The organism is Streptomyces mirabilis (assembly GCF_018310535.1).
Taxonomy (GTDB): domain Bacteria; phylum Actinomycetota; class Actinomycetes; order Streptomycetales; family Streptomycetaceae; genus Streptomyces.
Genome location: NZ_CP074102.1, coordinates 6608498 through 6633994, shown reverse-complemented (window position 1 = coordinate 6633994; position 25497 = coordinate 6608498). Strand labels below are relative to the sequence as shown.

The following is a 25497-nucleotide window of genomic DNA, read 5'->3' as shown; positions in this document are numbered from 1 at the left end:
CGCCACCCGTACTCGGCCATCACCACGAGTGGACTGCCGTGTTCCTGGGGAGGGCACCGTTCATCCGTTCCCGGGGAGGCCGATGGTGGGGAAAACCACAGGGAAAGCGCGCAAGAAGAAACGCGACGACGACAAACCGGCGCCGTCCGCCTCCGAACACCTGCTCTTCGGCGGCCCGCTGCGCTATGACATGGGCTGGTCGCAGCACTCCGACGCGTTCCTCGAGTTGAACTTCCGCGCGATGGTGACGCGGCTGCCGTCCCTGCTCGCGTCCAGTTTCCGGCTCGCCTGGACCGCCGACCGCCGCGCCGCCCGGATCGTGGTGTCCGCCGAACTGGCCCGGGGCGCGGCGCAGGCGGTGAGCCTGCTGGCCGTCAACATCGTGCTGGGCCGGCTGATGACGAGCGGCTCCGTCGGGGACCGGCTGCACGGCGCGGTCCCGGCGCTGATCACGGTCGCCGCCGTCATGCTGCTCGGCGCGCTGCTGCGGGCGGCCTCCACGTATGCCACCGGGCGCCTGGAACCCAAGGTGGAACGCGTCGCCACCGAGCTGTACCTGGAGCGCGCGGCGGCCGTCGAACTGTCCGCGATCGAGGACGACGCCTTTCACAAGCTGCTGGACACCGCGCAGTACGGTGCCTCCTCGGCCCGCCGCATGATCGCGATCGCCACCCGCGTGGTGAACGCGATGATCTCGCTCATCGCGGCCGCGGGCGTGCTGACCGTGCTGCACCCCGCCCTGCTGCCGCTGCTCGTGACGATGACCCTGCCGAGCGCCTGGAGTTCCCTGACGATCGCCCGGCGCCGCTACGAGTCCTTCCACACCTGGGTGCAGCACGCCCGCGCCGGGCATCTGATCAGCAGTCTGCTCACCGAGCCCGCGGCGGCCCCGGAGATCCGCGTGCACGGCGTCGGCCCCTTCCTGCTGCGTCACTTCCGCTCGATGTCGGAGACCGCGGAGGCGGAACAGGCCCGCCTGGCCCGTCTCTCCGCCCGCACCGGCCTGGTCGCGGCGGGCTGGACGGGCATCGCCACCGTGGCGACGTACGCGACGCTCGGCGGACTGCTGCTCGCCGGTGCGATGGCACTCTCCGTCGCCGGTACGGCCGTGATCGCGATCCGCACCGGCTCCGCGAGCCTCGACACGCTCGTCCTGGAGGTCAACTCCCTCCATGAGGAAGCCCTGTTCGTGGGCGATCTGCAACGCCTGTACGTGGAGGCGGCCGAGCGCGCGATCCCGGTGGGCGGCGAGCCGCTCCCCGACGATCCGAGCGAAATCCGCTTCGAGAACGTCACGTTCACCTATCCGGGCGCCTCGACCCGGCCGGCGCTCGCGGACGTCACCCTCCGTCTGCCGCTCGGCAAGATCGTGGCGCTCGTCGGCGAGAACGGCTCGGGCAAGACGACCCTGGTGAAGCTGCTCGCGGGCCTGTACGCGCCCGAGCGGGGCCGGATCCTGTGGGACGGCGTCGACGCGGCGACCGCGGACCGGCAGCAACTCGCCGAACGCATCGCGATGGTGGCGCAGGACTTCAAACGCTGGCCGTTCACGGCCCGCGTCAACGTGGCGGTCGGCCGTGCCTCGGCGCCGCTGACGGACGAGCGCGTCACCTCGTCGGTGACGGAGGCCGGGGCCGAGGACGTGGTCGCCGACCTGCCCCGCGGCCTGGACACGCTGCTGGCCCGCGGTTTCAGCGGCGGGCACGAGCTGTCGGGCGGGCAGTGGCAGCGGCTGGGCATCGCACGGGCCGCGTACCGCCGTGGTCGCATCCTGATCGTGGACGAGCCGACCGCGGCGCTCGACGCCCGGGCCGAGCTGGAGGTCTTCGACAAGATCAGGGCCCTGGCGGGCGGCGGCCAGACGGTCGTCCTCATCACCCACCGGCTGGCCTCGGTCCGCCACGCCGATCTGGTGCATGTCCTCGAACAGGGTCGCCTGGTGGAGTCCGGCAGTCCGGACGAACTGCTGGCGAAGGGCGGTGTCTACGCCGAGCTGTACTCCTTGCAGGCCGAGCAGTTCACGACGAAGGTGCCCACGAAGATTCCTACGACAGTGCCCGCTCCGACAGTGCCCGCTCCGAAGGTGGGCTGACCTCGGCCGGCCTCACTCGACGAGTTCCCCGGCACGCACGATCACCAAGAACGCGTCCGAGGCGAGGTCCATGACGACCTCGGCGGCCTGCCCCTGAAGGCGGCACGCCTGCGCGAACTCCTCAGCGGGCCACGAACCGCGCGGCCCTCCGGCGGGAAAGCGCTCCAGCACCATTCGCCCGTTCACCCTGCACCTCCATGTAGCGCGCCGTACTCATGACGCGTACTCATAGAGTTAAACGCCAAAGGCGGGGTGAACGGCTCGGTCAGTGACGGTACTGAGACATAGTCAACACTCGTTCACTACTCCGCTGTGAGGGAACTCTCGGTCTGTGCGCGTTTCATTTCGCGAGTTCTCCCTTCTCGTACTTTCTTGTCATTCCTCGTACTCGTCGTGGTACCGGATCCGCTCGCTGCCCGCCGGCGCCCCCAGTGCCGAGGCGCGCCCCCGGGGCACCTCCCACTCCTCCTGCCTGCCGAGTGCCGTGAGATCCAGCAGGGTGGTCGTGGAGCCGAGCCCGTCGAGGCCGCGCTCGTACGTCGAGTAGGTGTGGAAGACCCGGTCACGGTCCCGCAGGAAGCAGCTCACGCCCGGCCGCTCGTAGGGCTCGTCGTCGACCTCGACGGACACCCTGAAGTCGTAGTTGAAGTCGCTGTCGTACGACGAGTACCAGGGCACCGTCCAGCCCATACGGGCCTTGAAGGGCAGGATCTTCGTGTACGGCGCGCGGGACACGGCGGCGAACTCCGTGCCCCGGGCCCGCAGATGGGCGAGGTGGCCGATCTGGTCGAGGAAGGCCGAGCAGCTGCGGCAGCCCGCGTCCCACTCCGGCGCGAACATGAAGTGGTAGACGACGAGTTGGTGGCGCCCCTCGAAGAGGTCGAGCAAGGCCGTTTTGCCGTCTCCGCCCTCGAACACGTACTCCTTGTCGATCTCGACCATCGGCAGCCCGCGCCGCTCCGCGTTGAGCGCGTCCCGTGCGCGGGTCGCCGCCTTCTCCTTGACCAGCAGTTTCTCGCGCGCGGCGCGCCACTCCTCGCTCGAGACGATCTGCGGAAGCGTCATGTGCCCCTCCTACGGACGCAACGGTGCCTTCGCAGTGGTGACCGGGCGCGGGAGCGGAACTCATCGGCGTCGGCGGAGAATTTCTGGATTCAGTACGTCACCGGGAGCGCGAGCAGGCCGCGGGCACGCAGGGAGGGCCGCCACCGCAGCTCGGCCGGGTCGGCGGCGAGGGCGAGGTCCGGAAGGCGTTCCAGGAGCGCGGACACGGCGATCTCCGTCTCCAGGCGGGCCAGCGGCGCGCCCACGCAGTAGTGGATGCCCCGGCCGAGGGCGAGATGGGCGGAGGCGTCCCGGTCGAGGTCGAGGCGCTCGGGGTCCGGGAAGCGGGCCGGGTCCCGGTTGGCCGCGGCCAGGGACAGCAGGACGGTCTCACCCGCGGGCACGGTGACCTCGCCGATCGTCACGTCCTCTACGGGGAAGCGCCGGATGGCGAGCAGCGCGGGCCCTTCGTGGCGCGCGAACTCCTCGACCGCGTCGGGGAATCGCTCCGGGTTCGCGCGCAGGGCGGCCAGCTGGTCGGGATGGGTGAGCAGTCCCAGGATGGCGTTGCCGATGAGCTGCACGGTGTTCTCGTAGCCCGCGAAGAGGATGAGGAAGGCGAGCGACGTCAGCTCGTCCTCGGTGAGCCGCTCACCCTCGTCGCGCACCGCGATCAGGTCGGAGAGCAGGTCGTCCGCCGGCTTCTTCCGTTTGTCCGCGAGGAGTTGGGTGAGGAACCCGAGCATGGCCACGACCGCCTCCTTGGTGGCCCCGGGACGCATCGGGTCCGGTGCGACGAGCACGTCGGTCCAGGCCCGGAAGTCCCGGCGGTGCTCCCCCGGAATGCCCAGCAGGTCGCAGATGACGGTGATCGGCAGGGGCGCGGCGTACGCGGCGATCAGGTCGGCGCTGCCGTGCGGTCCGAGCGCGTCGAGGAGCCGGTCGGCGGTTTCCCGTACGGGTGTGCGCAGTTGCTCGACGCGGCGCGGTGTGAAGGCGCGGACCACCAGGCGCCGGATGCGGGTGTGGTCGGGCGCCTCCATGTTCAGGAGGTTGGCGTCGAGGGCGGGCGGCAGCGACAGCCCCTGGTAACTCCCGGGCAACGCGTGCCTCTTGTCCATCGAGAGCAGCGGGTTCGCGAGTGCCTCGCGGACGTCCTCGTACCGGGTGACGAGCCAGGCGGGGTTGCCGTCGGTACCGGCGATGCGATGCACGGGCGCGGTGTCGCGCAGGCGGTCGTAGACGGCGTACGGGTGGTCGATGAGGCCTTCTGCGGGGTCCATGCCCTCCAGCCTAGGCAGAGTGGATCAGGTGTCGTACTCCTGAATCCGCCTCCCGTGGCCCCGATCGACGAGTCCGGGCAACCGCTCCCCCAACTCTCCGACCGTGGCGGGCAGATCGACGGTCAGCAGCACACGGTCGCGCATCAGGACACGTCCGTCGACGATCGTCGTCGTCACGTCCCCGGAGCGGGCGCTGTGGACGAGGGTGGCGGCGAGATCGTGCACGGGCTGGGTGTGTGGGCCGCTGAGATCGACGAGGACGATGTCGGCCCGCCGCCCGGGTGCGAGGCTGCCGATCCGCTCGCCCAGGCCGACGGCCCGCGCGCTCTGGAGTGTCGCGTGGTGCAGGGCTTGACGGGACGTCAGCCATCGTGGGTCGCCCTCGGCGGACTTCTGCACGAGTGAGGTGAGCGCCATCGACTCCCACACGTCCAGGGAGTTGTTCGACGCGGCTCCGTCCGTGGCGAGTCCGACGGGGACGCCGATCTCGCGCAGGGCCCGTACCGGGGTCGGGTCCCAGGCGAACTTGAGATATCCGCGGGGTGCGGTCGCGACGGCGACGGGTCCGCTCGCGCCCGCCAGCACCGGCAGGTCGCGTTCGACGATGCCGGTGCCGTGCGCGATGAGCAGACCGGGTTCGTTGTCGAGGAGACCGGCGCGCTGGAGGACCTCGATGGGCGTCCGGCCGAACCGGGCCAGGCTGGTGTCGGTCTGGCCGTGGCTCTCGGCCGCGTGCAGGTGCACGGGAAGGCCGTGCTCGCGGGCGAGGGCCGCGGTCGCGGCGAGATCGGCGTCGTCCACGGTGTACGGGGCGTGCGGGGCGAGGGCGGTGGTGATGCGGCCGCCTGCGCCGCCGCGCTGTCGCAGCGCGAACTCCAGGGACTTCTCGCGGCCTTCGGCGCCCTGCGAGGAGAAGAAGGTCTCGCCGAGGTGTGCGCGCAGCCCGCTCTCGGTCACCACGGCGGCGACCGCGTCCATCGAGAAGTAGTGGTCGGCGAAGCAGGTGACGCCTCCGCGGATCATCTCGGCGCAGGCGAGCCGCGCCCCCAACTCCACGTCCTTCTCCGTGAGGTTGGACTCGATGGGCCAGATGAAGTCGTTGAACCACTCCTCGGCGGGCAGGTCCTCGGCGATCCCGCGCAGGGCGACCATCGGGGTGTGCGTATGGCAGTTGATCAGGCCGGGCATCGCCACCTGGCCGCGCGCGTCGATGCGCTGGGCGGCGTCCGGAGGGCGCGTCTCGCGCGTGACCGCCTCGATGACCCCGGCCCGTACGACGATCGAGGCGTCCTCGACGAAGGTGATCTCCTCGTGCTCGTCGTGCACGAGCGCGATGCATCCGGTGATGAGGAGGTCGGCGGGGCCCGCCGCGGACGGGGTCGGGACGGACGGCGTCATGGCGTCACCGTACGACGGGTCGGGCTCCCGGCGCTCAGCCCGCGAGCGGAACAGGGGGCGCTTGCCCCTCCTTCACCGCCAGCCCCGCGCGTTCCCGCCCTTCGGCCAGTTCGGCGAGGAGTTCGGCGATGCGTTCGGAGTGCTGAGGGGTGAGCCGTCCGGTGTCGTCGAGCTGCACGGCACACGCGGTCGTGGTGTCGACGAGGCGTTCGAGGGTGGCCGCGACCTCGTCCGTTCCCTCGGCGTGCCGGGCCAGGGCGGGGAGTTCGGCGGCGGCGAGGTCGATCGAGGCGCGGGCCTCGGCGAGCGCGCGGTAGGCCTCGCGGCGCAGGGCCCAGCGGCCGGCCCGGTCGTCGGTCGTACCGTCGTCCAGTACGTGGGCGAGGTACAGGTGCGCGGCCTCGGCGGCGCGGGTGAGCCGTGCCCGTACCCCTCCCCCGCGCTGCCCGAGCGCGGGCAGATGTCCGACGAGCAGCACGATCGCGCAGGCCAGCAGCGTCTCGCCGATCCGGCTCCAGGAGGCCTGTGGCTCCCCGCCCACCATGACGAGGGAGAGCACGAGCACGGTGACGACGGCGGTCTGCGCCGCGAAGTGCCGGGTGGCGACGGGGATCAGGGCGCCGCACAGCGCCACCAGGGCGACCAGCCCGGCGGGGCGCGGGAGCAGCGCCGCGAACCCGGCGAAGAGAACGGCGCCGAGCACGGTCCCCGCCGCCCGGCAGATCACGCGTGAGGCGAGCGGTCCGAGGTCGGGCTTGACCAGGAAGACGGCGGTCGCGGGGAGCCAATACCAGTGGGAGTGACTGCCGTACCAGCGGGCGTGGTGCAGGGCCTGCGCCACCGCCACGCTGGCGCCGAAGCAGAGGGCGACCCGGAGCCCGTACTCGCGTCCTCCGGAACCGAGGACCGTATGGGCGAGGGGCATGGCGGTACGCCGCCGCGTGTGCAGCGCGCTGTCGTCGCCACCCCCGTCGAAGGCGTCGGCGGCGTGCAGGAGTGCGTCGTCGAGGGCGCGCAACGCCGGTGCGGAGCGGGCGGGCGCGGGCAGCGGCCCGGTGTGCGTACTGGTCCGTACGGCGACGGCGAGCCGCCGCGGCCCTTCGACGGCCCTTGCGGGCACCGCATCGCCCGCCCAGGCGAGCGCGGTGGCGGCCTCGGCGAGCGGGAGCGCGGCGGCGTACTGCGCGTGCAGCCGCCGCTCGGCCGCGGAACTGGCGTACCGCCGCAGCCGGGGCCCGCCGAGCGCGTCCTGGGCGTGGTCGAGCGCGGCGGTGAGGGCGACCCGGCGACCGGGCGCGTCCGGCCCCCCGACCGCTTCGAGCAGCGCGGCGACGGCGTCGTACACACCCCCGACGGCGTCCCGCTCCCCGTCGAAGCGGTAGTCCCCGGCGGTGGCCCCGGGTGTGGGCAGCGCGAGCCGCAGCACGAGCAGCCATCCGGCCCCGGCGACGAAGAAGAGCGCACGCTGCCAGCCGGGCTCGGGCAGCGGCATCCCGGCCCCGATGGCGGCGGCGACGAGCAGTTGCGTACCCGCTCCGCTGGCGACGGGCCCGACGGCGCTGACGGCTCCGGCGAGCAGTCCGAGCACGGTGAGAAGGAGGGTGAGCGTCACCGCGCCGACGTGCTGTCCCGCGTACGACCCCACGAGCAGCCCACCGGCTCCCGCGAGCGCCGGCACGCCGAGCCGCCTGACCGCGGCCCTACGACTGCCCGGCCGGTCGTTGATCCCGGCGAGCATGGCACCCAGAGCGGCGACGACACCGACGGACGTACGCCCGCTCTGCACCGCCGCGAGCAGCAGCGGCCCTGCGGCCAGTGCGCCCCGCACGACCGCGCTCCAGGGCACGGGGCCGCGCTGTGCGCGCAGGGCATGGGCGAGCCAGGGCGGTACGGCGGCACGGAGGCGGGACACGGGACTCCTGTCGGGCGAGGGCGGGGGCGCCTTCGGGCGACGTCGGCCGGGCGGTGTACTGCCTACGGTAGATCGCGTTGCTGGAGGAAATGGAACGTATGTATTTCCGGAAGGTGACGCATCGCGGGGATGCCGCGTTCTTTATGAACGCAACTGCCGGTCGGCCGGGGATGAAGGGGATGAAATGGAGCGGGTCCGAGGGCGTAGCCGGCCCCCGGACCCTTGTGATGCCACCCATGTCACACGCCGGCACGCTTGAGAACCCAGGTCAGTCGTTATGTCGCCGCGTCCTGCCTTTGGACCACCACGCATCGAGCTGCGCGGACCGGACTTGAACCGGCATTTCGGCGTCCCGGGGCCTGGGCCCGGTCGATCCGGCGATCGGCGGCGAATGCTGAGTCTGGAGCAAGAGTCTGAGATTGATCACGGTCTGCCTCTGCCGAGTTGGGCTACCGCGGCGCGTGGGCACTCGGTGGAGTGCCGTGTGGTGCCGCGGGGAGGATTCGAACCTCCACTGGAACCGTGCATTCACGACAAGCTTCAGGTTCAGCTTGCGCTCCTCGCGCACCCCGGCCGTGGTGCGTTGTGGCCGGGGAGTTCTTGAGGCTACCCGAACAGGTAACCGAACACGGAGTCCCCGACGCGCTGGTCGACGACATCCACGCCGTTCGCCTCTTCCCGGGCGAACTTGACGGCCTGCTGCAACTTCTCGACCCGGTCGAGCAGTTCGTTCACGCGCCGCGCGGGCAGGGCGCCGGAGAACTTCACGGTCGTCCAGTACCCGACGGGAATGTCCTCGTAGTACACCTCGACCTGGGCGGGATGCTTCTCGGTGGCCTCGGCCTTGACATGGTTGCGCGGCACCTTCTTGGTCCGCAGCGTCCTGACGGGCTCGGTCTTCCACGCGTCCGTCGACGGGTCCTGCACCCACGACTCGGAGGCGTCGAGAACGGGCAGCTTCCGCACAAAGGTGTTGAGATCGGTGAGCTGCTTCTCAAGGAAAAGCAGATACGACACGGGCACGTCGGCGACGAGCACCCGCCCGTCCACCTTCACATCCGCCCGGGCCGTGCAGTTCGCCCAGTCCTTGGTGGCGGTCACGTCGAACAGCCGGGTGAGCGTCCCCGCGGTCTCCCGCAACACGTCCTCGGCCTGCACCTGCACCCGCGTCGACTCGGGCGGCAGCTGCTCGCCCTCCTCGTCCTTCGGCTGATAGGTCCGCGAGATACCGGCCAGCAATGCGGGCTTCTGCAGCCCGTGATGAGCGGCCGTCAGGTCCTGATGGGACTTGGACTTGATGCCCTTCTCCACTGCGATGATCTGATTGAGTTTCGCCACGTCGGTGACGGTAGCAGTGACAACAGGCGCTTTTCGAAGGGTTATTCGGCGCCGGATTCCCGGGCCCCGGCGACCGCGGCGTCCAAGACCTCCTCGGCCCGCCCGAGCATGCGCACCAGGCCTTCGGGTTCTTTCACCCCGCCGCGCACGATCTCGTCGATCCCTCTCAGCCCGGCCCGCTCCAGTAGCCGCTTCTCGTTCGTCACCCACTCCCCGCGCGCCGCCAGCACCGCGTGACCGGTCTGCAGGGCGGCGGTCGCCAGCGCTCCCGCGACCTCTGTGAGACGACCGGCGGGCGCGTGGTTGGCCTTGGCGTAGGCGAGGGTGGCATGGGCGGTGCCGTGCCAGTGGGCGCAGGCGGAGGTGCGGAGTTTCGCCGGGTAGGCGGCGGGTCGGGGCAGGTCGCCGCACAGGACACGGTTGACGGCGAGCTCGGCGACGACGAGGTAGCTCGGGATTCCCGCGAGATGGAAGAGGAGCGGCTCCACGTGGAAGCGCCCCTGCTCCGCACTCGCCAACTGCCTTTCCACCACGTCGAGATCGCGATAGTGGACGTCGACACGACGGCCTTCGACAGTCAGCCAGGCCCCGCCGTTGAACACGCCCCCGCCCCAGCCGCCGATCTCCGAGACCTCACCCTGCCAGCCGACGGCCCGCAGGTCGTCGGGGTCGAAGACACCCCGGTAGTAGATCGCCAAGTCCCAGTCGCTGTCGGGTCCATGGGTACCTTGCGCGCGCGAGCCACCGAGGGCGACGCCCCGGACTCCGGGGAGGGCGGCCAGACGGTCGGTGACGTGGTCGAGGAACGTCTCGTCGTCGATGTGCGGCGGCCGGGTCGGTGTGGGCATGAGGTGAGGATGCGGTCGGGTGACGGGGCTGTCGAGCCAATATCCGGCGGGAGGGTGAACCGTCCGCTGGCGGGGGCAGGGCCTTCGGGCGGGGACGAGTCGGGGGAAAATCGCATGCGATCGTCGTCCGTCCGCCCACATCATGGAAAGGTTGCCCGCCCAGCCGAGGATTCCCGGAGTTCCCGTGCCCGCACGCGTCACCGTCCCCAGTCTCTTCCCGCCTCCCGGCTACGCTCACGCGTCGGTCGTCGAGGCGAGTACGCGGCTCGCCTTCCTCGCCGGGGCCGTGCCGCTGGATGCGGCGGGGAAGATCGTCGGCGTGGGGGATCCCGTACGGCAGGCCGAGCAGGTGATCGCCAATCTCGGCGAACAACTCCGCGCGGTGGGCAGTGACTTCGCGCACGTGGTGGCGACCGATGTGTATGTCGTCAGCGATGAGCCGAGAGTGCTGTCCGACGTGTGGGCTGTCGTCGAGGCGTCCGGGCTCAGTACGGGACCCCACTCGTCGACGCTGCTCGGGGTGGCCTGCCTCGGGTACACGGGGCAGTTGGTGGAGATCACGGCGACGGCGGTCGTGCCCGGGTCCGCATCAAAGCCGGAGGCCGAGGCCGACGGTCGTCGTCGAGGGTGAGGACGCCGTCCCCTCCTCCGGTAGTGCGCTGGCGTTTCCGCTCAGCCCCAACCGGCGCCCCACGCCCGCCGTTTCGGCAGCGGTCGCGCATAGCTGCCCACCCGGCTCGTCGTGAGGCCCAGGGAGACCAGCGACTCCGCGAGTTTGACCGCGGCGGCGACGCCGTCGACGACCGGGAGGTCCACCTTCTCCCCGACCGCCCGTTGCAGGCCGGTCATGCCGGCGCAGCCGAGGACGAGGACCTCGGCGCCTGCCTCCCGGGCCCGCTCCGCGGCGGCCACGAACGCCTCCTCCGTGCGCTGCACGTCGCCGAGGTCGAGGACGCCGAGGCCGGTGCCGACGACCGCGGCGCAGTTCTGGGCGACTCCGGCGGCGTACAGGCTGTCCTCGATCTGGCCGCGTGAGCGCTCCAGGGTGGTGACGACTCCGTAGCGGCGGCCGAGCAGGCAGGCGAGGTGGGCGGCGGCCTCCGTGATGTCGACGACGGGCACGTCGAGGAGTTCGCGCGCGCCCTCGCGTCCGTGTTCGCCGAAGCCCGCCATGACCACGGCGTCGCAGGGGCCCTCGTACGTGCGCAGGGTGTCGAGGACGGCCGCGGCGGAGAGGTAGCTGTCGAGCCAGCCCTCGGCGGACTCGGGTCCCCAGGCGGGGGTGAGGCCGGTCACGGTGGTGCCCGGGCCTGCGGCGGCCCGGGCACCTCGCACGATCTCCTCGGTCATCTCCTGCGTGGTGTTGCAGTTGGTGACGACGATGTGCACGCCGCTCAGACCTCCACGGGCTCGGGGACGGCTGTCTCGTCGGCGGCGCGCTCGCTGCGGCAGAGGGTCATGTAGAGAACCGCGGCCAGCGCGGTTCCGATGAACCAGGAGTACGGGGCCACGTCGCTGAACGCCTTCACCAGGGCCAGTACCGCGGCGACCGCCGCCGAGGGCAGGAACGCCCACAGGGCCTTGGGGTTGACGCCCTTGCGGTAGTAGTACGGCGATCCGGGCCGGGCGTCGAAGAGCCGGTCGACGTCGATCCTGCCGCGCTTCACCCAGTAGTAGTCGATCATGATGACGCCGAACAGCGGGCCCAGGAAGGCGCCGAGGCCGCCGAGGAAGTAGTTGACGACCGTGGGGTTGGAGAAGAGGTTCCAGGGGGTCACGACCAGTGCGGCGACCGTGCTGATCATGCCGCCGACCTTGAAGGTGATCTTCTGCGGCCAGACGTTCGCCAGGTCGTACGCCGGGGAGACGAAGTTGGCGACGATGTTGACACCCATGGTGGCGATGGCGAAGGTCAGGGCGCCGAGGACCAGGACCCAGGTGTTGCCGACCTTGGCGACCAGCAGCGCGGGGTCGGTGATGGCCTCGCCGAACGCCTCGATGGAACCGGCCGTGACGATGACGGACACGATGACGAAGGCCGTGGAGTTGATCGGCAGGCCCCAGAAGTTGCCGCGCCTGACCGTCTTGTAGCTGGGGGCGAAGCGCGAGAAGTCGCAGAAGTTCAGCATCAGCGTGCCGTAGGTCGCGAGGATCAGCCCGACCGCGCCGAACCACTGCCGCCACTGCTCACCCACCGAGACCGGGTGCGGGGTCGAGGTGAGCGAGATGCTCCAGCCGGCCTTGGCGAGGACCCAGACGGCCAGCGCGATCATGACGAGCCAGATGGCCGGGCCGCAGAAGTCCTGGAACTTGCGGACCGACTCCATGCCCTGGCTGATGATCATCGCCTGGATCAGCCAGAGGGAGACGAAGGACGTCCAGCCGAGCGCGTCCAGGCCGAGGAAGGAGTGGTGGGTCCACGACTCCAGGCCGGGCCAGGCGGCGAGCAGCATGACGTTGACGGCGACGGAGGCCAGGTAGGTCTGGATCCCGTACCACATGATGGCGATGACGGCCCTGATCAGCGCCGGGATGTTGGCGCCCCAGACACCGAAGCTGATGCGGCTGACGACGGGGAACGGCACGCCGGTGCGCTGGCCGATGCGGCCCATCATGTTCATGCCGGCGTAGATGATCACGAAGCCGACGAGCAGCGAGGTGAAGATCTGCCAGACGTTCATGCCGAGGACCAGCAGGCCCGCGGCGAAGGTGTAGTTGCCGAGGTTGTGGACGTCTGACATCCACATGGCGAAGAGGTCGAAGACCTTCCAGTTGCGCTTCTCCGCGGGTGCGAGGTCTTCGTTGGTGAGCCGGGGGTCGGGGACGAACGCTGGGGTGCCGGTGGCTTCGGCACGGTCGGCGAGGGACACGGGGCCTCCATGGGCGAGGGGACGGAGGACAGCAGTTCGCGTGGGGGGGGCGGCGGCTGTGGCGCGTGCGGGGCGACCTTGCGGAGCGTGTTTGGTATACCAAACTGCCGTCATGGTCTCGCCGTCAAGCGTTCTGACCGATGTCCGAGCGGTTACGGCTCCGTAAAACACCCCCGGAGTCGGCGAAGATGGCCCCATGACGAAGATCGAACCCCTGGGCGCGGAACGGGAACCCCTGGGCGCGGTCCGCGAGCGCGTCCTGGCCGCGCTGCGGCAGGAGATCATCGCGGGGCGGCTGCGCCCCGGGGACCGTCTCGTCGAGCGCGAGCTGGCGGAGCGGTTCGGGGTCTCACGGGTTCCCGTGCGCGAGGCGATCCGCGCGCTCGTGGCGGAGGGGTTCGTGCACTTCGAGACACCGCGCCGCACGGTCGTACGCCGGCTCACCCCGACGGACGTGGCCGAACTCTTCGAGCTGCGAGAGGCATTGGAGGTCTACGCGGCCGGGCTCGCGGCGGCACGGGCGACACCGCGGGACCTGGCCGAGCTGGCGGACCTGCTGGACCGTGCGGCGACGGCGACCCGCACCGGCGACGCCGAGGCGATCACCGACATCAACACCCGCTTCCACGACCGCATCCTCGCCATGGCGGGCAACAGCCTGCTGATCTCCGTCATGGAGCCGGTCGACGGCCGACTGCGCTGGCTCACCCGCCAGAACGAGGAGTGGCCCCAACTTCTCACCGAACACCACGAGTTGTACGAGTCCATCGCCTCCGGCGACCCGGAGCGCGCCCGCGCGCACGCCCTCGCCCACGTCCAGGCCAACTACCGGTCGACGGTGCGGCACCTCTTCGGCGAAGCAGAGGATTCCCGAGCGTGAAGTCGCCTAGCGCAGGGCGTACTTGTCCGTCGCCGCCACCAACGCGTCCACCACACCCCTCGCCCCCATGGTGTGCCCCACGTCGTCCACGACGATCAACTCGCTGTCGGGCCAGCCGTGGTGGAGCCGCCACACCGTGCCCAGCAGGTTCCCCAAGTCCAGACTGCCCTGGACGAGCGTGCCGGGGATGCCCTTCAGCAGGGGCGCGTCGCGGAGCACGACGCCTTCGTCGTTGCCTTCCCCGAGGAAGAGGTCGTTGCCGAAGTAGTGGGTGACGGTCCGCGCGAAAGCCATGCGGAACTCCGGGTCCTCATAGCGCTCCTCCGACCGCGGCGGCGCGGGAACGATCGCCGTCTCCCAGTCGGTCCAGGCCCGCGCCGCCCGCGCCCGCACCTCGGGGTCGGGCGATTCGAGCAGCCGGCTGTACGCGGCGGCGAGGTTCCCGTCCCGCTCCCCCTCGGGCAGTTCGGCGAGGAACCGCTCGAAGGCCTCGGGGAAGAACCGCCCAAGTCCCCTGGTCAGCAGGGCCACTTCGGCGTTCGCGCCGGTGCCCACCGCGGTCAGCACCAGTTCGGAGACGACGTCCGGATGCGTCTGCGCGTACCGCAGCCCCAGCATCGACCCCCACGACACGCCCCACACCAGCCACCGCCGGATGCCCAAGTGCCGTCGCAGCAGCTCCAGGTCGCCGATCACATGCGCAGTCGTGTTGACGGCCATGTCCGTCCCGTACGCGGCGGCGTGCGGTGTGGAGCGTCCGCAGCCGCGCTGGTCGAGCAGCACGATCCGGTACTCGGCGGGGTCGAAGTAACGCCGGAACCAAGGACCGCAGCCGGACCCCGGACCGCCGTGCAGCATGACGGCGGGCTTGCCGTCGGGGTTCCCGCAGACCTCCCAGTACACGCGGTTGTCGTCACCGACGTCGAGCATGCCGTGGTCGTACGGTTCGATCTCCGGATACAGGCCCATCGGGCGAGGTTAACCGTTGTACGGTCGTGTCGTCAGCCCCGCCGTCCCGGCCGCCGTACGCAGCACGTCCCGCAGCATGGCGGGCGTCAGCCGTCCGGTGAACGTGTTCCGCTGGCTGACGTGGAAGCACCCGAAGAGCTCGACGGATCCCGCCGCCGGACCGTCCTGCGCCTCGAGGCGAACCCTCGCCCCGTGCGCGAACACCGGCCTGGGCCGGGGCACCGTCCACCCCGCCGCGGCGAAGGCGGGCAGCGCGGCCTGCCAGCCGAAGGCTCCCAGCACGACCACCGCCCGGAGTGTGGGCCGCAGCAGCTCCAACTCCCGTACGAGCCAGGGGCGGCAGGTGTCCCGTTCGCCAGGTGTCGGCTTGTTGGCGGGCGGCGCGCAGTGCACGGGCGAGGTGACGCGTACGCCGTACAGCTCCAGTCCGTCGTCCGCGCTCACCGAGGTCCCGCGCGAGGCGAGCCCCACGTCGTGCAGCGCCGCGTAGAGCACGTCCCCGGAGCGGTCCCCCGTGAACATCCGTCCGGTCCGGTTCCCGCCGTGGGCGGCGGGTGCGAGGCCGACGATGAGCAGCGAGGCGTCGGCCGGTCCGTAGCCGGGGACCGGGCGGCCCCAGTACGTCTGGTCGGCGAAGGCGGCGCGCCTGGTGCGGGCGACCTCCTCGCGCCACGCGACCAGCCGCGGACACGCCCGGCACCCGGCGATCCGAGCGTCCAGATCAGTCAGTGCGTCCAGATCACCCAGACCGCCCAGGCCGCCGACGATGCCGGGATCGCTGCTGCCTGCCGGGCTGCTGTCCATGCCCCCACCGTACGACCGGGTACCGCTCCTCCCCCGCCCTGCCCTCGGTGGGTCAGTCGGTGGGCTGTTCGGCGAGGCGCAGCCCGGCGGTCCACTTCTCCTCGATCCGGCCGAACTTCCACACCGCCATGGCGACGATCCAGGTCACGAAGAACAGCCCGACGATGACGAAGCCGAGGACGTTCAGGTCCAGACCCGCGACCCAGTCCCAGAAGACTCCGCGCAGAGCGAGCTTCTCCGCGAGCAGCCCCAGCAGCTCCACGGTGCCGATGATCAGGGCGACGGCGACGGACAGACCCGTGATGGTGAGGTTGTAGAAGACCTTGCGGACCGGCTTGGAGAACGCCCAGCCGTAGGCGAAGTTCATGAAGGATCCGTCGATGGTGTCCAGCAGCGACATACCCGCGGCGAACAGCACCGGCAGGCACGGTCGTACCGATCATGCCGGTGACGCTGTGCAGCTGGGAGTTGTCGTCCCTTCCTGCTGCGCTTCCTACTGCGGGCTTCCTGCTGTCAGCGCAAGCGCCGAAGCCACTCTCTGGCACAGTTGTCGCAGCTGCAACAAACTCGCAGTAAGGCCATCGGGACATGCCGGGCCTGGACTCTTCTAGAGTCGAGGCATGGCTTCTGAGGGTGCGGACGTCGAGCGGAACGACGAGAAGGTCGACGAGAAGGTCGACGAGAAGGTCGACAAGGAGAAGGCGGTGGCCGCCGCCGAGGCCGCCCGTCCCGCGGGCGGCGAGAGCGTGCGGGTCGACAGCTGGATCTGGTCCGTACGTCTGGTCAAGACCCGCTCGGCGGGTGCGACCGCGTGCCGGGGCGGACATGTCCGGGTGAACGGGGAGCGCGTCAAGCCCGCGTACGCCCTGCGGGTCGGCGACGAGGTGCGCCTGCGGCAGGGGATCCGGGAACGGGTCGTCGTCGTGAAGCGGGTGATCCGCAAGCGGGTCGGCGCGCCCGTCGCCGTCGAGTGCTACGTCGACAACAGCCCGCCGCCCCCGCCGCGCGAGGCGGTCGCCCCGGCCGGTGTCCGCGACCGCGGAGCGGGCCGCCCGACCAAGCGCGACCGCCGCGAGATGGAACGCCTCCGGGGCCTCGGCGGCCCCGACTCGCCCTGACCCGAGGGTGTCGCCGTACGCCGTCGGGGGCTCCCCGTGGTCATGGGGGAGCCCCCGGCGTCGTACGGCCGTCGTACGCCGTCACCAGGTCACACCCGTCGCCGCACCCACCGGACCAGCTCGGTGGTGTGGCCTCTCCTGGCCCACGCGATCAGCGCGAGCGGCAGGATCAGGATGAGCGGGGTCGCCACGTACGGCCCGTGGATGACGGTGACGTTCACGACGAAGGCGCCCACCATCAGCGCGCTGAGCGCCACCGCCGCCACCGAGGACAGCAACGGGACCAACAGGGCGAGGCCTCCGGCGAGTTCGAGCGCGCCGATGAGGTACATCCCCGTGCTGCCCCAGCCGAGCTTGTCGAACGCCTCGGCGGCCGACGGGTGCGCGATCAGCTTGGGCAGCGCGCTCGCGAGCGCGTAGAAGAGACCGAGCACGATCTGCAGCGCGCCCAGGGAGATCCGGGCACCGCGGCGGGTCTTCAGCGAAGAGGAGCTGGTGGTGGAGGTGGGGGCGAGCGGGGTGACGGGGACGGTGGTCTCGGACATGAGGGTCTCCTGTGCGAAGCGGTACGCGTTGCTGTCGCAGGGGTAGACCGGGGGCGCGTCCGGAACTCATCGCCGTGGACCGGACAACGGGCTACAGCGCGAACCAGCCGTGCCCGACGTACCAGTGCCCGCCCCCGCGCAGATGGTCCCCCACCGCGCGCTCCACCGTGCTCCGGCGGGGCAGCGCGCGCGTGGGCAGCTCCGGATCGCCGAAGACGAAACCGACCGGCACCCCGTCGTCCGGAGTCGTCTCCTGGTACGCGATCCGGAAGCGTTCCTGGAAGCGGATGATGTTCGAGTCCGCCGGGAGGTACCGCCCGAGCTGTGGATCGAGCAGCCAGGAGTGGCACACGGCGACTTCAAGGCGCTCGTCGGGATAGTGCCTGGCGAAAAACTCCCGTGCCAGCGCAAGCGACCGCTCGCAGGCGGCGGGGGACAGCGGCCCGTGGAAGTCGGGTATGTGCAGGCTCAGACACGCGTCGCCGGGGCCGGCGTCGAGGCCCGCCGCCGCGACGGCCCGCCCCGTGCGCCGGCCGAGCCGCGACCGCTGGAACTGCAGCCGGCCCAGCTGGAACAGCTCACCGTGGAAGTGCAGGGCGATCCACCAGGGGAACAGCAGCCCCGGCGTCCCGAGCCGTCTGTGGTGCACGGACACATGCCGGCCGAGGTCGGCCAGGGTGCGCCGGGACACGTCGTCGGGGATGCCGCGCCCGCGGTGGTAGGCCCGGACGTACGGGAGCGCCGCGACGAAGACGTACAGGTGGAAACAGCGCCCGAGCGACCCCGCCGACTCGGGGAACGCGGGCGGCTCCCACCCCTTGCCGATCTCCCCCATGTCCCGGACGAAGCGGCCGACGCACCGGGCGAGGAGCGTCATCGCCTCCGGGTCGGCCACCAGCCGGCCGCGCAGCGCGACGAGTTCGTTGATGTGCTCGTGGGCGACGGTCAGGTCGAGCAGGAGGTCCGGCAGCTCGTCCGCGTCCGGGAGCACCGCCTCCAGCCGGGGAGCGCCCTCGCTCTCCAGGTCCCTCAGCCACTCGGCGAGCCTCGCGTCCGCCCGCAGCGCCTCCAGCAGCACCCGCGCCTCCCGTCGGTCCGGCCGCCGCCCTCTCTCGGCGGCCCCTTGGTCAACGTGCACGACGAAGAGTACGTTTCCAGTAGGAGCGATGGTCACGGATCAGCGTCATGGAGTAGTGATCCGTATGCGTACAGGCAGTGAACCGACGACGGCGCGCAGCGCCCTGCGCATGCGCTTCTGGCTGAGTGTCTGGGGACTGGTCTGGACGATCTTCGGTACGGCCGCGTTCGCGCTGGTCGGACGCCCCGGCTGGGCGGCCGCGTGCGGAGTGCTGTGGCTGATCGTCACCGTCGACATGACCGTGATCCTGCGCCACATCCATCAGGGACCGCACTACCAGCCGGGCCGCGACGTCCCGCCGTACCGGCCTCCGGAACACCGTCACCCGTAGCGGATCGGCGACGGCCACGACGAGTCACGACTCGCGACTCAGGACTCACGACTCACGACTCGCGACTCGCGACTCGCGACTCGCGACTCGCGACTCGCGACTCGCGACTCGCGACTCACGAGTCACGAGTCGAAGCGCGCCGCTTCCAGGTACTGGGGCTTCGGGTCGAGCGCCGCCGCCAGCCTGAAGTGCCGCTTCGCCTGGTCGGGACGGAGCTGGCGCTCATAGGTGCGGGCGAGCGCGAAATGCGCGAACGCGTTGTCCGGCTCGCGCTCCAGGACGATGGTGAACTCCAGCTCGGCGGGCCGCAGTTGCGCGGCGGCGAAGAAGGCACGCGCGCGCAGCAGTCGGGCGGCGGTGTTCTCCGGGTGCGCGGCGATCACTGGGTCGAGCAGCTTCACCGCGCCCCGCGGGTCCCGCGCGGCGAGCAGTTGCTCGGCGGCACGGAAGTCGATGACATGCGTCTCCGGAGTACGTCCGGTCGATCCGCTGGTCTCGGGCACGGCAGAGTCCTTCCCTCGCTGAACGGGTTCAACGCCCCCGTCGAGGGCGGCTATTCCTTGCGGGCGTACGCCCGGCGGACCAGATCGGCCCAAACCTCCCGTACGCGCCCCTCGAGCTCTTCCAGGGGGACGTCGTTGTCGATGACGACGTCCGCGATCCCCAGCCGCTTCTCTCGGGTGGCCTGGGCGGCCATGCGGGCGCGGGCGTCCTCCTCGGCCATGCCGCGCAGCCGCACGAGACGGTCGAGCTGGGTCTCGGGGCTGGCGTCGACGACGACCACGAGGTCGTACAGCGGTCCGAGGGCGTTCTCGGCGAGCAGCGGGACGTCGTGGATCACGACGGCGTCCTCGGCCGCCGCGCTCTCCAGCTCGCGGGAGCGGGCGCCCACCAGGGGGTGCACGATCGAGTTCAGGACGGCGAGTTTCTCGGGGTCGGTGAAGACGATCGAGCCCAGCTTGGGACGGTCCAGACCACCGTCGGGTGCGAGCACGTCCGGCCCGAACGCGTCGACGACGGCCGCGAGGCCGGGAGTTCCGGGCGCGACGACCTCCCGCGCGATCAGGTCCGCGTCGATCAGCACCGCGCCGAGCCGCACGAGCAGCCTCGACACCTCGCTCTTGCCGGCGCCGATACCGCCGGTCAGGCCAACCTTCAGCATGACCGAGAGCTTAGGGCCTGCCGGTGACGAGCCCCCCACGACCCCCAAAAGGGCCTGTGCGCAAGCACGAAGAGGCCTACGTGCGTCCCCGGCCTACGCGTCGGCCCCCGCCCTACGCGTCGCCCCCGCCCCTACGCGTCACCCTCGCGCTCCGCCAGGAAGCGCTCGAACTCCAACCCGATCTCGTCCGCCGACGGGATGTCCACCGGCTCCGCGAGCATGTTGCCCCGCGTCTCGGCGCCCGCGGCGGCGTCGTACTGGTGCTCCAGACCCTGGACCAGGGCCACGAGCTCCTCGTCGCCCTCCTGGATCTGCCGGTCGATCTCCGTCTGGGTGCGGTGCGCCTCGGTGCGCAGGGAGTGCGCGATGGCGGGGAGCACCAGACCCGTGGCACCCGTGATGCCCTCCAGGACGGTCAGCGCCGCGTCCGGGTACGGGGAGCGGGCGATGTAGTGCGGGACGTGCGCTGCGACGCCCAGGACGTCGTGTCCGGCCTCCATGAGGCGGTACTCGACGAGGGACTCGGCGCTGCCGGGGACCTGCGCCTCGTCGAAGGGGCTGCGGTGGCCCGGCACCAGGTCGGTGCGGTTGCCGTGCGGGGTGAGGCCCACGGGGCGGGTGTGCGGGACGCCCATGGGGATGCCGTGGAAGTTCACGGACAGCCGGACGCTGAGCCGCTCCACGATCTGCTGGACGGCGGCGGCGAAGCGCTCCCACTCGACGTCCGGCTCGGGCCCCGACAGCAGCAGGAAGGGCGCGCCCGTGGCGTCCTGGACGAGCCGCACCTCGAGCGTGGGCTCCTCGTAGTCGGTCCAGCGGTCGCGCTTGAACGTCAGCAGCGGGCGGCGCGCCCGGTAGTCCACGAGCCGGTCGTGGTCGAAACGGGCCACGACCTGGTGGGGCAGCGAGTCGAGGACACGGTCGACGATCTGGTCGCCCGTTTCGCCCGCGTCGATGTATCCGTCGAAGTGGTAGAGCATGACCAGACCGGCCGACTCCTGGGCGAGTGCCATGTCCACCACGGCCAGGCCCTTCGGCTCCCATGCGTACAAACCCTGCGGATCAAGCACTGTGACCGCTCCTCCTCGTGTTCGTACTTCACAACGTGGCGAGGATCGCGAGCATTCCCCGGACCGCTCTTTTCAGGACTCGGTTCGCCTCCGGGGCGCGCAAGCGCGCCCCTTCGGCTCACTCGCCGGGTTCGTCGCCCCACATACCTACGCCGACAGCACGCGTGTGTGCAGCGCGGTGACCGCCTTGCGGGCGGAGGTGAACGCGCCGTGCTGCCAGGCGTCGGTGTAGCTGAGCCAGTCGCCCGCGAAGTAGACGCGCCCCGTGGGCTCGTTCAGCGGTTTGTAGCGGACGTCGTCGGGACCGCCTGGGGTGTTGTGCCAGGCGGCCTCCAGATGCGGTGTCTGGCGCCAGTGGTGCGAGAAGGAGGACGCGAGTTCGGTGCGGTACTTCTCGCCGTAGATCTTCACGCCGGCGGCCACGGCGCGCTTCTCGCGCTCCTTGGGGGTGAGTGCGGCGTACGAGTCGGCGTCGCCGTCGTAGTTGTAGTAGCCGATCATCACGCCGCGCGCGCCGTGGAAGCCGTACGAGGGGTGCCAGATGTGCGTGACGTCCTGGTCGGTCTCGGTGATACCGCCGTAGATGTGGTGATCGAGCTCCCACCAGCGGGAACGGTATTCGAGACCGATCTTCGCCGCCGACGAGGGAGTGATCGCCTCCAGGGCGCTCTGCACCCCGGAGCCGAGGTTGTGCGGGATCTTGGCGAGGATGTTGGGCGGGAGGGCGCCGACGCAGTAGTCGGCGTCGATCACCTTCGTACGGCCTGACTGGGTGTAGGTGACCGAAACGCCGTTCCCCTTGTCGGTGATTTTGGAGACCACGGCCCCTGTACGGATGCGGTGGGCGCCTATCGCCTTGGTGAGCGCGCGCGGTATCTGATCCATGCCGCCCACCGGCTGGAACATCAACATCGCCTGGTCGAAGCCGAACTCGAAGGAGAAGTAGCGGCCGACACCGGACGCGAGGACGTCGGAGGCAGACGGAACGTCACCGAGGAGCGCTCCGGGGGTGCCCGCTGCGGCCGGGACGGTCGTGTATCCGCGGCGCTCGCCGCCCTCGTACGTCAGCTTGTCGCCCAGCTCCCCCCAGTCCTTGAGGAACTCGACGAGCTTCTCCTGGTCGGTGGCGGTCATCTCCTTGTCCAGGGCTCCCTTGTCGGTGGCCTTGGCGAGCAACTCGGAGACATAGCCGTACACATCGGCCTTCGCGGTGCGGTACCGCACGGGCTTCTTCATCCCGGTGGACTCGTTGAAGAGGTACGCGTCCGCGTTGACGTTGGTGAACACCTCGATGGGGACACCGAGTTCGCGGCAGTAGTCGAGGGTGACCATCCACTGGGGGATGCGGGCGGGGCCGCAGTTCATGTACTGGCCGTCGCTGAAGCGGGCCGTCTGCGTGTTGCCGAGGAGGTCGGTGGTGGTGTCGCCGCCGCGGACCGTGAAGTTGCGGCCGCCGGTGCGGCCTCTGGCCTCCAGGACCGTACAGTCGTAGCCCGCTTTGCCGAGTTCGTACGCGGAGGCCAGGCCTGCGATGCCGCCGCCGACGACGACCACCTTGGCGGCGCCGCGGCCGGTGAGGGTGAAGTCGCCCGGCTGCGGGGCGCGGAAGGGCTGTTCGCGCTGGGCGGCCTCGGCCGTGGGCGCGAGGCCGAGGGCACCCATGGTGGCGAGCATGGTGCCCGCGCCACCCGTGAGACCCACGTTGCGCAGGAAGGAACGCCGGCTCGTGCCAGGACCGCTCTGAGGTTGTGCCATGACGGGGGCTCCCCTTTCGATCTTGAACGACCGGGGAAGCCTCCCAACGAAGAGTTACGGCCCGTCAGTTACTCGTGTATCCCGCACGTTTCTGCAACCGCACATGTGCGGCCCGCTGGACGGCCGGGGGACGAGTGGGGAGCAAACGCACTGCGGGCCCACACCCCGAAGGGTGCGGGCCCGCAGTCACGTGCTACTGGCTAGCGGTGAGCTTTCAGCTCTGGCCGCCGGCGAGCTTCTCGCGGAGGGCAGCCAGGGCCTCGTCCGACGCCAGGGCGCCGGAGGTGTCGTCCGACTCCGAGGAGTACGAACCGCCACCGGAGGCGGCCGGAGCCGCACCCGTGGAGGTGGCACCCTCGGCCTCGGCCTGGGCGTCGGCCTCGCGGGACTTGATGACCTGAGCCTGGTGCTGCTCGAAGCGCGACTGCGCCTCGGCGTACTGGTGCTCCCACGCCTCGCGCTGGGTCTCGTAGCCCTCGAGCCAGTCGTTGGTCTCGGGGTCGAAGCCCTCGGGGTAGATGTAGTTGCCCTGGTCGTCGTAGGACGCGGCCATGCCGTACAGGGTCGGGTCGAACTCGACCGAGGCCGGGTCGGCACCGAAGGACTCGTTGGCCTGCTTCAGCGAGAGGCTGATGCGGCGGCGCTCGAGGTCGATGTCGATGACCTTGACGAAGATCTCGTCGTTGACCTGGACGACCTGCTCCGGGATCTCCACGTGGCGCTCGGCCAGCTCGGAGATGTGGACCAGGCCCTCGATGCCCTCGTCCACACGGACGAACGCACCGAACGGAACGAGCTTCGTGACCTTACCCGGGACGACCTGACCGATCTGGTGCGTACGGGCGAACTGCTGCCACGGGTCTTCCTGCGTCGCCTTGAGCGACAGGGAGACGCGCTCGCGGTCCATGTCGACGTCGAGGACCTCGACGGTGACTTCCTGGCCGACCTCGACAACCTCGGAGGGGTGGTCGATGTGCTTCCAGGAGAGCTCGGAGACGTGCACGAGACCGTCGACGCCACCCAGGTCCACGAAGGCACCGAAGTTGACGATCGAGGAGACGACGCCGGAGCGGACCTGACCCTTCTGCAGGGTGGTGAGGAACGTCTGGCGAACCTCGGACTGGGTCTGCTCCAGCCAGGCACGGCGGGACAGGACCACGTTGTTGCGGTTCTTGTCCAGCTCGATGATCTTGGCCTCGAGCTCCTTGCCCACGTAGGGCTGGAGGTCGCGGACACGGCGCATCTCGACGAGAGAAGCCGGCAGGAAGCCACGGAGGCCGATGTCGAGGATGAGACCACCCTTGACGACCTCGATGACGGTACCGGTGACGATGCCGTCCTCTTCCTTGATCTTCTCGATGGTGCCCCAGGCGCGCTCGTACTGGGCGCGCTTCTTCGAGAGGATCAGGCGGCCTTCCTTGTCCTCCTTCTGGAGAACAAGGGCTTCGATCTCGTCACCGACGGCGACGACCTCGTTCGGGTCGACGTCGTGCTTGATCGAGAGCTCGCGGCTCGGGATGACACCTTCGGTCTTGTAACCGATGTCGAGCAGGACCTCGTCCCGGTCGACCTTCACGATGACGCCGTCGACGATGTCGCCGTCGTTGAAGTACTTGATCGTCTCGTCGATCGCGGCGAGGAAGGCTTCCTCGTTACCGATGTCGTTGACCGCAACCTGCGGAGTGGTGGCGGTGGTCTCGGTGCTGCTCGTCATGTGGGAAAGGGCTCCGGTACGGACAGTGAGTCGTAGGTACTGCTTACGCCGGGAGCCCGTTTCGCCCTGTAGAAGCCGGACAGCCAAGGAAACGCCAACCCGGTCGCCCGGTGGCGCCTCGAAAACCGAGGGGACATACATACAGATGCGAGCGCAGCCTGCTACGTCTGAGGAGCGCAGGCCCGCAGCGCAACTTGTAGCATACGGGGGCAGCCGGGCAGGGTCAATGCGCGAAGGCGCACACCCGGGGCGGATCGCCGCATACCCGGCACAAAACCAGTCTCACGAGGCCACGCAGGCCGTAGACAGCCCCTGCCGTGACACGCCCGAGACCGGTTGGACGAGCCCGCAGACTAATACGAGGGAGCCGATCATCCAAGAGCCCCACATCCAAGAACCGGAACACTCCGAGGTCCGGGAGCCCGAACCCGCCGAGCCGGAGGCGACCCGGCGCGACGCGGGCGTCACGGAGAGCTCCCGCGCCAACCGCGGCTGGTGGGACCGGAACGCGGACGACTACCAGGTGGAACACGGCACGTTCCTCGGGGACGACCGTTTCGTATGGGGCCCCGAGGGCCTCGACGAGGTGGAGGCCGAGCTGCTCGGCCCGCCGGAGGACCTCAAGGGCAAGGACATCCTGGAGATCGGCGCCGGCGCGGCCCAGTGCTCGCGCTGGCTGGCCGCCCAGGGGGCCCGTCCGGTCGCCCTGGACCTCTCCCACCGCCAGCTTCAGCACGCGCTGCGCATAGGCGGCCGGGTGCCCCTCGTGGAGGCCGACGCGGGCGCGCTGCCCTTCGCGGACGGCTCCTTCGACCTCGCGTGCTCGGCGTACGGCGCGTTGCCGTTCGTCGCCGACCCGGTGCGTGTCCTGAAGGAGGTCCACCGGGTGCTGCGCCCCGGCGGCCGCTTCGTCTTCTCCGTGACACACCCGATCCGCTGGGCCTTCCCGGACGAGCCCGGTCCCGAGGGTCTGTCCGTCTCGTCCTCCTACTTCGACCGCACTCCCTACGTCGAGCAGGACGAGGAGGGCCGCGCGGTGTACGTCGAGCACCACAGGACGGTCGGCGACCGGGTGCGCGACGTGGTGGCCGGGGGCTTCCGGCTGATCGACCTGGTCGAGCCGCAGTGGCCCGCCTGGAACACCCAGGAGTGGGGCGGCTGGTCCCCGCTGCGCGGGAACCTGATCCCCGGTACGGCGATCTTCGTGTGCGTACGAGACTGAACGG

The 25497-nt window shown here is 70.4% G+C and carries 24 protein-coding genes and 1 pseudogene; 6 read left to right on the top strand and 19 right to left on the bottom strand.

The features are described from left to right. Positions 1-82: 82 nt before the first annotated feature. The gene (locus tag SMIR_RS29230) at positions 83-2092 is read left to right on the top strand and encodes an ABC transporter ATP-binding protein (RefSeq protein ID WP_168490502.1); all 2010 of its coding nucleotides are present in this window, start codon (positions 83-85) and stop codon (positions 2090-2092) included. 12 nt (positions 2093-2104) lie between these two features. On the opposite strand, the gene SMIR_RS29225 is transcribed toward SMIR_RS29230, so the two are convergent. The 7 genes from SMIR_RS29225 to SMIR_RS29195 all read right to left on the bottom strand — a co-directional run bounded on the left by SMIR_RS29225 (position 2105) and on the right by SMIR_RS29195 (position 9915). Beyond that, positions 2105-2278: a DUF8839 family protein gene (locus SMIR_RS29225; protein ID WP_095855250.1), complete on the bottom strand. Its 174-nt coding sequence runs from the start codon at positions 2276-2278 to the stop codon at positions 2105-2107. Positions 2279-2467: 189 nt separating this feature from the next. Continuing rightward, positions 2468-3157, bottom strand: coding sequence for a DUF899 domain-containing protein (locus SMIR_RS29220; RefSeq protein WP_168490503.1), 690 nt, complete (start codon positions 3155-3157; stop codon positions 2468-2470). Positions 3158-3246: 89 nt separating this feature from the next. Continuing rightward, positions 3247-4419 carry a cytochrome P450 family protein gene (locus SMIR_RS29215; protein ID WP_168490504.1) on the bottom strand — a complete coding sequence of 391 codons (1173 nt, stop codon included), beginning with the start codon at positions 4417-4419 and terminating at the stop codon, positions 3247-3249. 24 nt (positions 4420-4443) lie between these two features. Next, positions 4444-5817 (bottom strand): amidohydrolase, encoded by a 1374-nt coding sequence (locus tag SMIR_RS29210; protein ID WP_168490505.1) that lies wholly within the window; start codon positions 5815-5817, stop codon positions 4444-4446. A gap of 34 nt (positions 5818-5851) precedes the next feature. Next, positions 5852-7729 carry an FUSC family protein gene (locus SMIR_RS29205; RefSeq protein ID WP_168490506.1) on the bottom strand — a complete coding sequence of 626 codons (1878 nt, stop codon included), beginning with the start codon at positions 7727-7729 and terminating at the stop codon, positions 5852-5854. Positions 7730-8335: 606 nt separating this feature from the next. Beyond that, on the bottom strand, positions 8336-9067 hold the full coding sequence (locus tag SMIR_RS29200; RefSeq protein ID WP_054235966.1) for a DUF7873 family protein: 732 nt from the start codon (positions 9065-9067) through the stop codon (positions 8336-8338). 41 nt (positions 9068-9108) lie between these two features. Further along, positions 9109-9915, bottom strand: a complete 807-nt coding sequence (locus SMIR_RS29195) for a nucleotidyltransferase family protein (protein ID WP_168490507.1) — start codon at positions 9913-9915, stop codon at positions 9109-9111. Between the two features lie 184 nt (positions 9916-10099). Between SMIR_RS29195 and SMIR_RS29190 the strand changes: the two genes are divergently transcribed. Further along, a complete protein-coding gene (locus SMIR_RS29190; protein WP_168490508.1) occupies positions 10100-10546 on the top strand; it encodes a RidA family protein in 447 nt (148 codons plus the stop codon). Between the two features lie 41 nt (positions 10547-10587). On the opposite strand, the gene SMIR_RS29185 is transcribed toward SMIR_RS29190, so the two are convergent. Both SMIR_RS29185 and SMIR_RS29180 read right to left on the bottom strand, forming a co-directional pair. After that, positions 10588-11304, bottom strand: coding sequence for an aspartate/glutamate racemase family protein (locus SMIR_RS29185; RefSeq protein ID WP_168490509.1), 717 nt, complete (start codon positions 11302-11304; stop codon positions 10588-10590). A 5-nt stretch (positions 11305-11309) separates the two neighbouring features. Continuing rightward, the gene (locus tag SMIR_RS29180) at positions 11310-12785 is read right to left on the bottom strand and encodes an NCS1 family nucleobase:cation symporter-1 (protein ID WP_168490510.1); all 1476 of its coding nucleotides are present in this window, start codon (positions 12783-12785) and stop codon (positions 11310-11312) included. 196 nt (positions 12786-12981) lie between these two features. Between SMIR_RS29180 and SMIR_RS29175 the strand changes: the two genes are divergently transcribed. Then, a complete protein-coding gene (locus SMIR_RS29175) occupies positions 12982-13665 on the top strand; it encodes a GntR family transcriptional regulator (protein ID WP_168490511.1) in 684 nt (227 codons plus the stop codon). A gap of 6 nt (positions 13666-13671) precedes the next feature. On the opposite strand, the gene pip is transcribed toward SMIR_RS29175, so the two are convergent. The 3 genes and pseudogenes from pip to SMIR_RS29160 all read right to left on the bottom strand — a co-directional run. Then, positions 13672-14634 carry a prolyl aminopeptidase gene (gene pip / locus SMIR_RS29170; protein ID WP_168490512.1) on the bottom strand — a complete coding sequence of 321 codons (963 nt, stop codon included), beginning with the start codon at positions 14632-14634 and terminating at the stop codon, positions 13672-13674. A 9-nt stretch (positions 14635-14643) separates the two neighbouring features. Then, positions 14644-15438 carry a uracil-DNA glycosylase gene (locus tag SMIR_RS29165; protein WP_168490513.1) on the bottom strand — a complete coding sequence of 265 codons (795 nt, stop codon included), beginning with the start codon at positions 15436-15438 and terminating at the stop codon, positions 14644-14646. Positions 15439-15490: 52 nt separating this feature from the next. After that, positions 15491-15865, bottom strand: a pseudogene (locus SMIR_RS29160) (HoxN/HupN/NixA family nickel/cobalt transporter); the annotation flags it as partial. A 193-nt stretch (positions 15866-16058) separates the two neighbouring features. On the opposite strand from SMIR_RS29160, the gene hslR reads away from it, so the two are divergent. Further along, complete coding sequence (gene hslR / locus SMIR_RS29155; protein ID WP_168490514.1) at positions 16059-16556, top strand: Hsp15 family ribosome-associated heat shock protein; 498 nt, start codon at positions 16059-16061, stop codon at positions 16554-16556. 89 nt (positions 16557-16645) lie between these two features. On the opposite strand, the gene SMIR_RS29150 is transcribed toward hslR, so the two are convergent. Both SMIR_RS29150 and SMIR_RS29145 read right to left on the bottom strand, forming a co-directional pair. Then, positions 16646-17101 carry a DoxX family protein gene (locus tag SMIR_RS29150; RefSeq protein WP_168490515.1) on the bottom strand — a complete coding sequence of 152 codons (456 nt, stop codon included), beginning with the start codon at positions 17099-17101 and terminating at the stop codon, positions 16646-16648. A gap of 91 nt (positions 17102-17192) precedes the next feature. Continuing rightward, positions 17193-18239 carry an acyltransferase domain-containing protein gene (locus SMIR_RS29145; protein WP_422664472.1) on the bottom strand — a complete coding sequence of 349 codons (1047 nt, stop codon included), beginning with the start codon at positions 18237-18239 and terminating at the stop codon, positions 17193-17195. A gap of 64 nt (positions 18240-18303) precedes the next feature. On the opposite strand from SMIR_RS29145, the gene SMIR_RS29140 reads away from it, so the two are divergent. Next, entirely contained in the window at positions 18304-18570 is a 267-nt protein-coding gene (locus SMIR_RS29140; RefSeq protein ID WP_211118680.1) for a DUF6343 family protein, read from the top strand. Between the two features lie 122 nt (positions 18571-18692). Here the strand turns inward: SMIR_RS29140 and SMIR_RS29135 are convergent, their stop codons facing one another. The 5 genes from SMIR_RS29135 to rpsA all read right to left on the bottom strand — a co-directional run bounded on the left by SMIR_RS29135 (position 18693) and on the right by rpsA (position 24271). Beyond that, a complete protein-coding gene (locus SMIR_RS29135; RefSeq protein WP_054235974.1) occupies positions 18693-19073 on the bottom strand; it encodes a tetratricopeptide repeat protein in 381 nt (126 codons plus the stop codon). A gap of 50 nt (positions 19074-19123) precedes the next feature. Then, positions 19124-19732 (bottom strand): dephospho-CoA kinase, encoded by a 609-nt coding sequence (coaE, locus tag SMIR_RS29130; RefSeq protein WP_101405738.1) that lies wholly within the window; start codon positions 19730-19732, stop codon positions 19124-19126. A gap of 131 nt (positions 19733-19863) precedes the next feature. Beyond that, the gene (locus tag SMIR_RS29125; RefSeq protein ID WP_212727577.1) at positions 19864-20802 is read right to left on the bottom strand and encodes a PAC2 family protein; all 939 of its coding nucleotides are present in this window, start codon (positions 20800-20802) and stop codon (positions 19864-19866) included. A gap of 147 nt (positions 20803-20949) precedes the next feature. Next, positions 20950-22476 carry a flavin monoamine oxidase family protein gene (locus SMIR_RS29120; protein ID WP_211119031.1) on the bottom strand — a complete coding sequence of 509 codons (1527 nt, stop codon included), beginning with the start codon at positions 22474-22476 and terminating at the stop codon, positions 20950-20952. Between the two features lie 295 nt (positions 22477-22771). After that, on the bottom strand, positions 22772-24271 hold the full coding sequence (rpsA, locus tag SMIR_RS29115; RefSeq protein WP_075026303.1) for a 30S ribosomal protein S1: 1500 nt from the start codon (positions 24269-24271) through the stop codon (positions 22772-22774). A 226-nt stretch (positions 24272-24497) separates the two neighbouring features. On the opposite strand from rpsA, the gene SMIR_RS29110 reads away from it, so the two are divergent. Next, a complete protein-coding gene (locus tag SMIR_RS29110) occupies positions 24498-25493 on the top strand; it encodes a class I SAM-dependent methyltransferase (RefSeq protein WP_248002873.1) in 996 nt (331 codons plus the stop codon). The last annotated feature ends 4 nt before the right edge of the window (positions 25494-25497 follow it).

Bases quoted from the DNA above. Each gene is read 5' to 3' on its own strand.
- SMIR_RS29230 (WP_168490502.1), top strand. From the start codon at position 83: ATGGTGGGGAAAACCACAGGGAAAGCGCGCAAGAAGAAACGCGACGAC.
- SMIR_RS29220 (WP_168490503.1), bottom strand. From the start codon at position 3,157: ATGACGCTTCCGCAGATCGTCTCGAGCGAGGAGTGGCGCGCCGCGCGC.
- SMIR_RS29215 (WP_168490504.1), bottom strand. From the start codon at position 4,419: ATGGACCCCGCAGAAGGCCTCATCGACCACCCGTACGCCGTCTACGAC.
- SMIR_RS29210 (WP_168490505.1), bottom strand. From the start codon at position 5,817: ATGACGCCGTCCGTCCCGACCCCGTCCGCGGCGGGCCCCGCCGACCTC.
- SMIR_RS29195 (WP_168490507.1), bottom strand. From the start codon at position 9,915: ATGCCCACACCGACCCGGCCGCCGCACATCGACGACGAGACGTTCCTC.
- SMIR_RS29175 (WP_168490511.1), top strand. From the start codon at position 12,982: ATGACGAAGATCGAACCCCTGGGCGCGGAACGGGAACCCCTGGGCGCG.
- pip (WP_168490512.1), bottom strand. From the start codon at position 14,634: ATGGGCCTGTATCCGGAGATCGAACCGTACGACCACGGCATGCTCGAC.
- SMIR_RS29165 (WP_168490513.1), bottom strand. From the start codon at position 15,438: ATGGACAGCAGCCCGGCAGGCAGCAGCGATCCCGGCATCGTCGGCGGC.
- hslR (WP_168490514.1), top strand. From the start codon at position 16,059: ATGGCTTCTGAGGGTGCGGACGTCGAGCGGAACGACGAGAAGGTCGAC.
- SMIR_RS29150 (WP_168490515.1), bottom strand. From the start codon at position 17,101: ATGTCCGAGACCACCGTCCCCGTCACCCCGCTCGCCCCCACCTCCACC.
- SMIR_RS29140 (WP_211118680.1), top strand. From the start codon at position 18,304: ATGCGTACAGGCAGTGAACCGACGACGGCGCGCAGCGCCCTGCGCATG.
- coaE (WP_101405738.1), bottom strand. From the start codon at position 19,732: ATGCTGAAGGTTGGCCTGACCGGCGGTATCGGCGCCGGCAAGAGCGAG.
- SMIR_RS29120 (WP_211119031.1), bottom strand. From the start codon at position 22,476: ATGCTCGCCACCATGGGTGCCCTCGGCCTCGCGCCCACGGCCGAGGCC.
- rpsA (WP_075026303.1), bottom strand. From the start codon at position 24,271: ATGACGAGCAGCACCGAGACCACCGCCACCACTCCGCAGGTTGCGGTC.
- SMIR_RS29110 (WP_248002873.1), top strand. From the start codon at position 24,498: ATGCGCGAAGGCGCACACCCGGGGCGGATCGCCGCATACCCGGCACAA.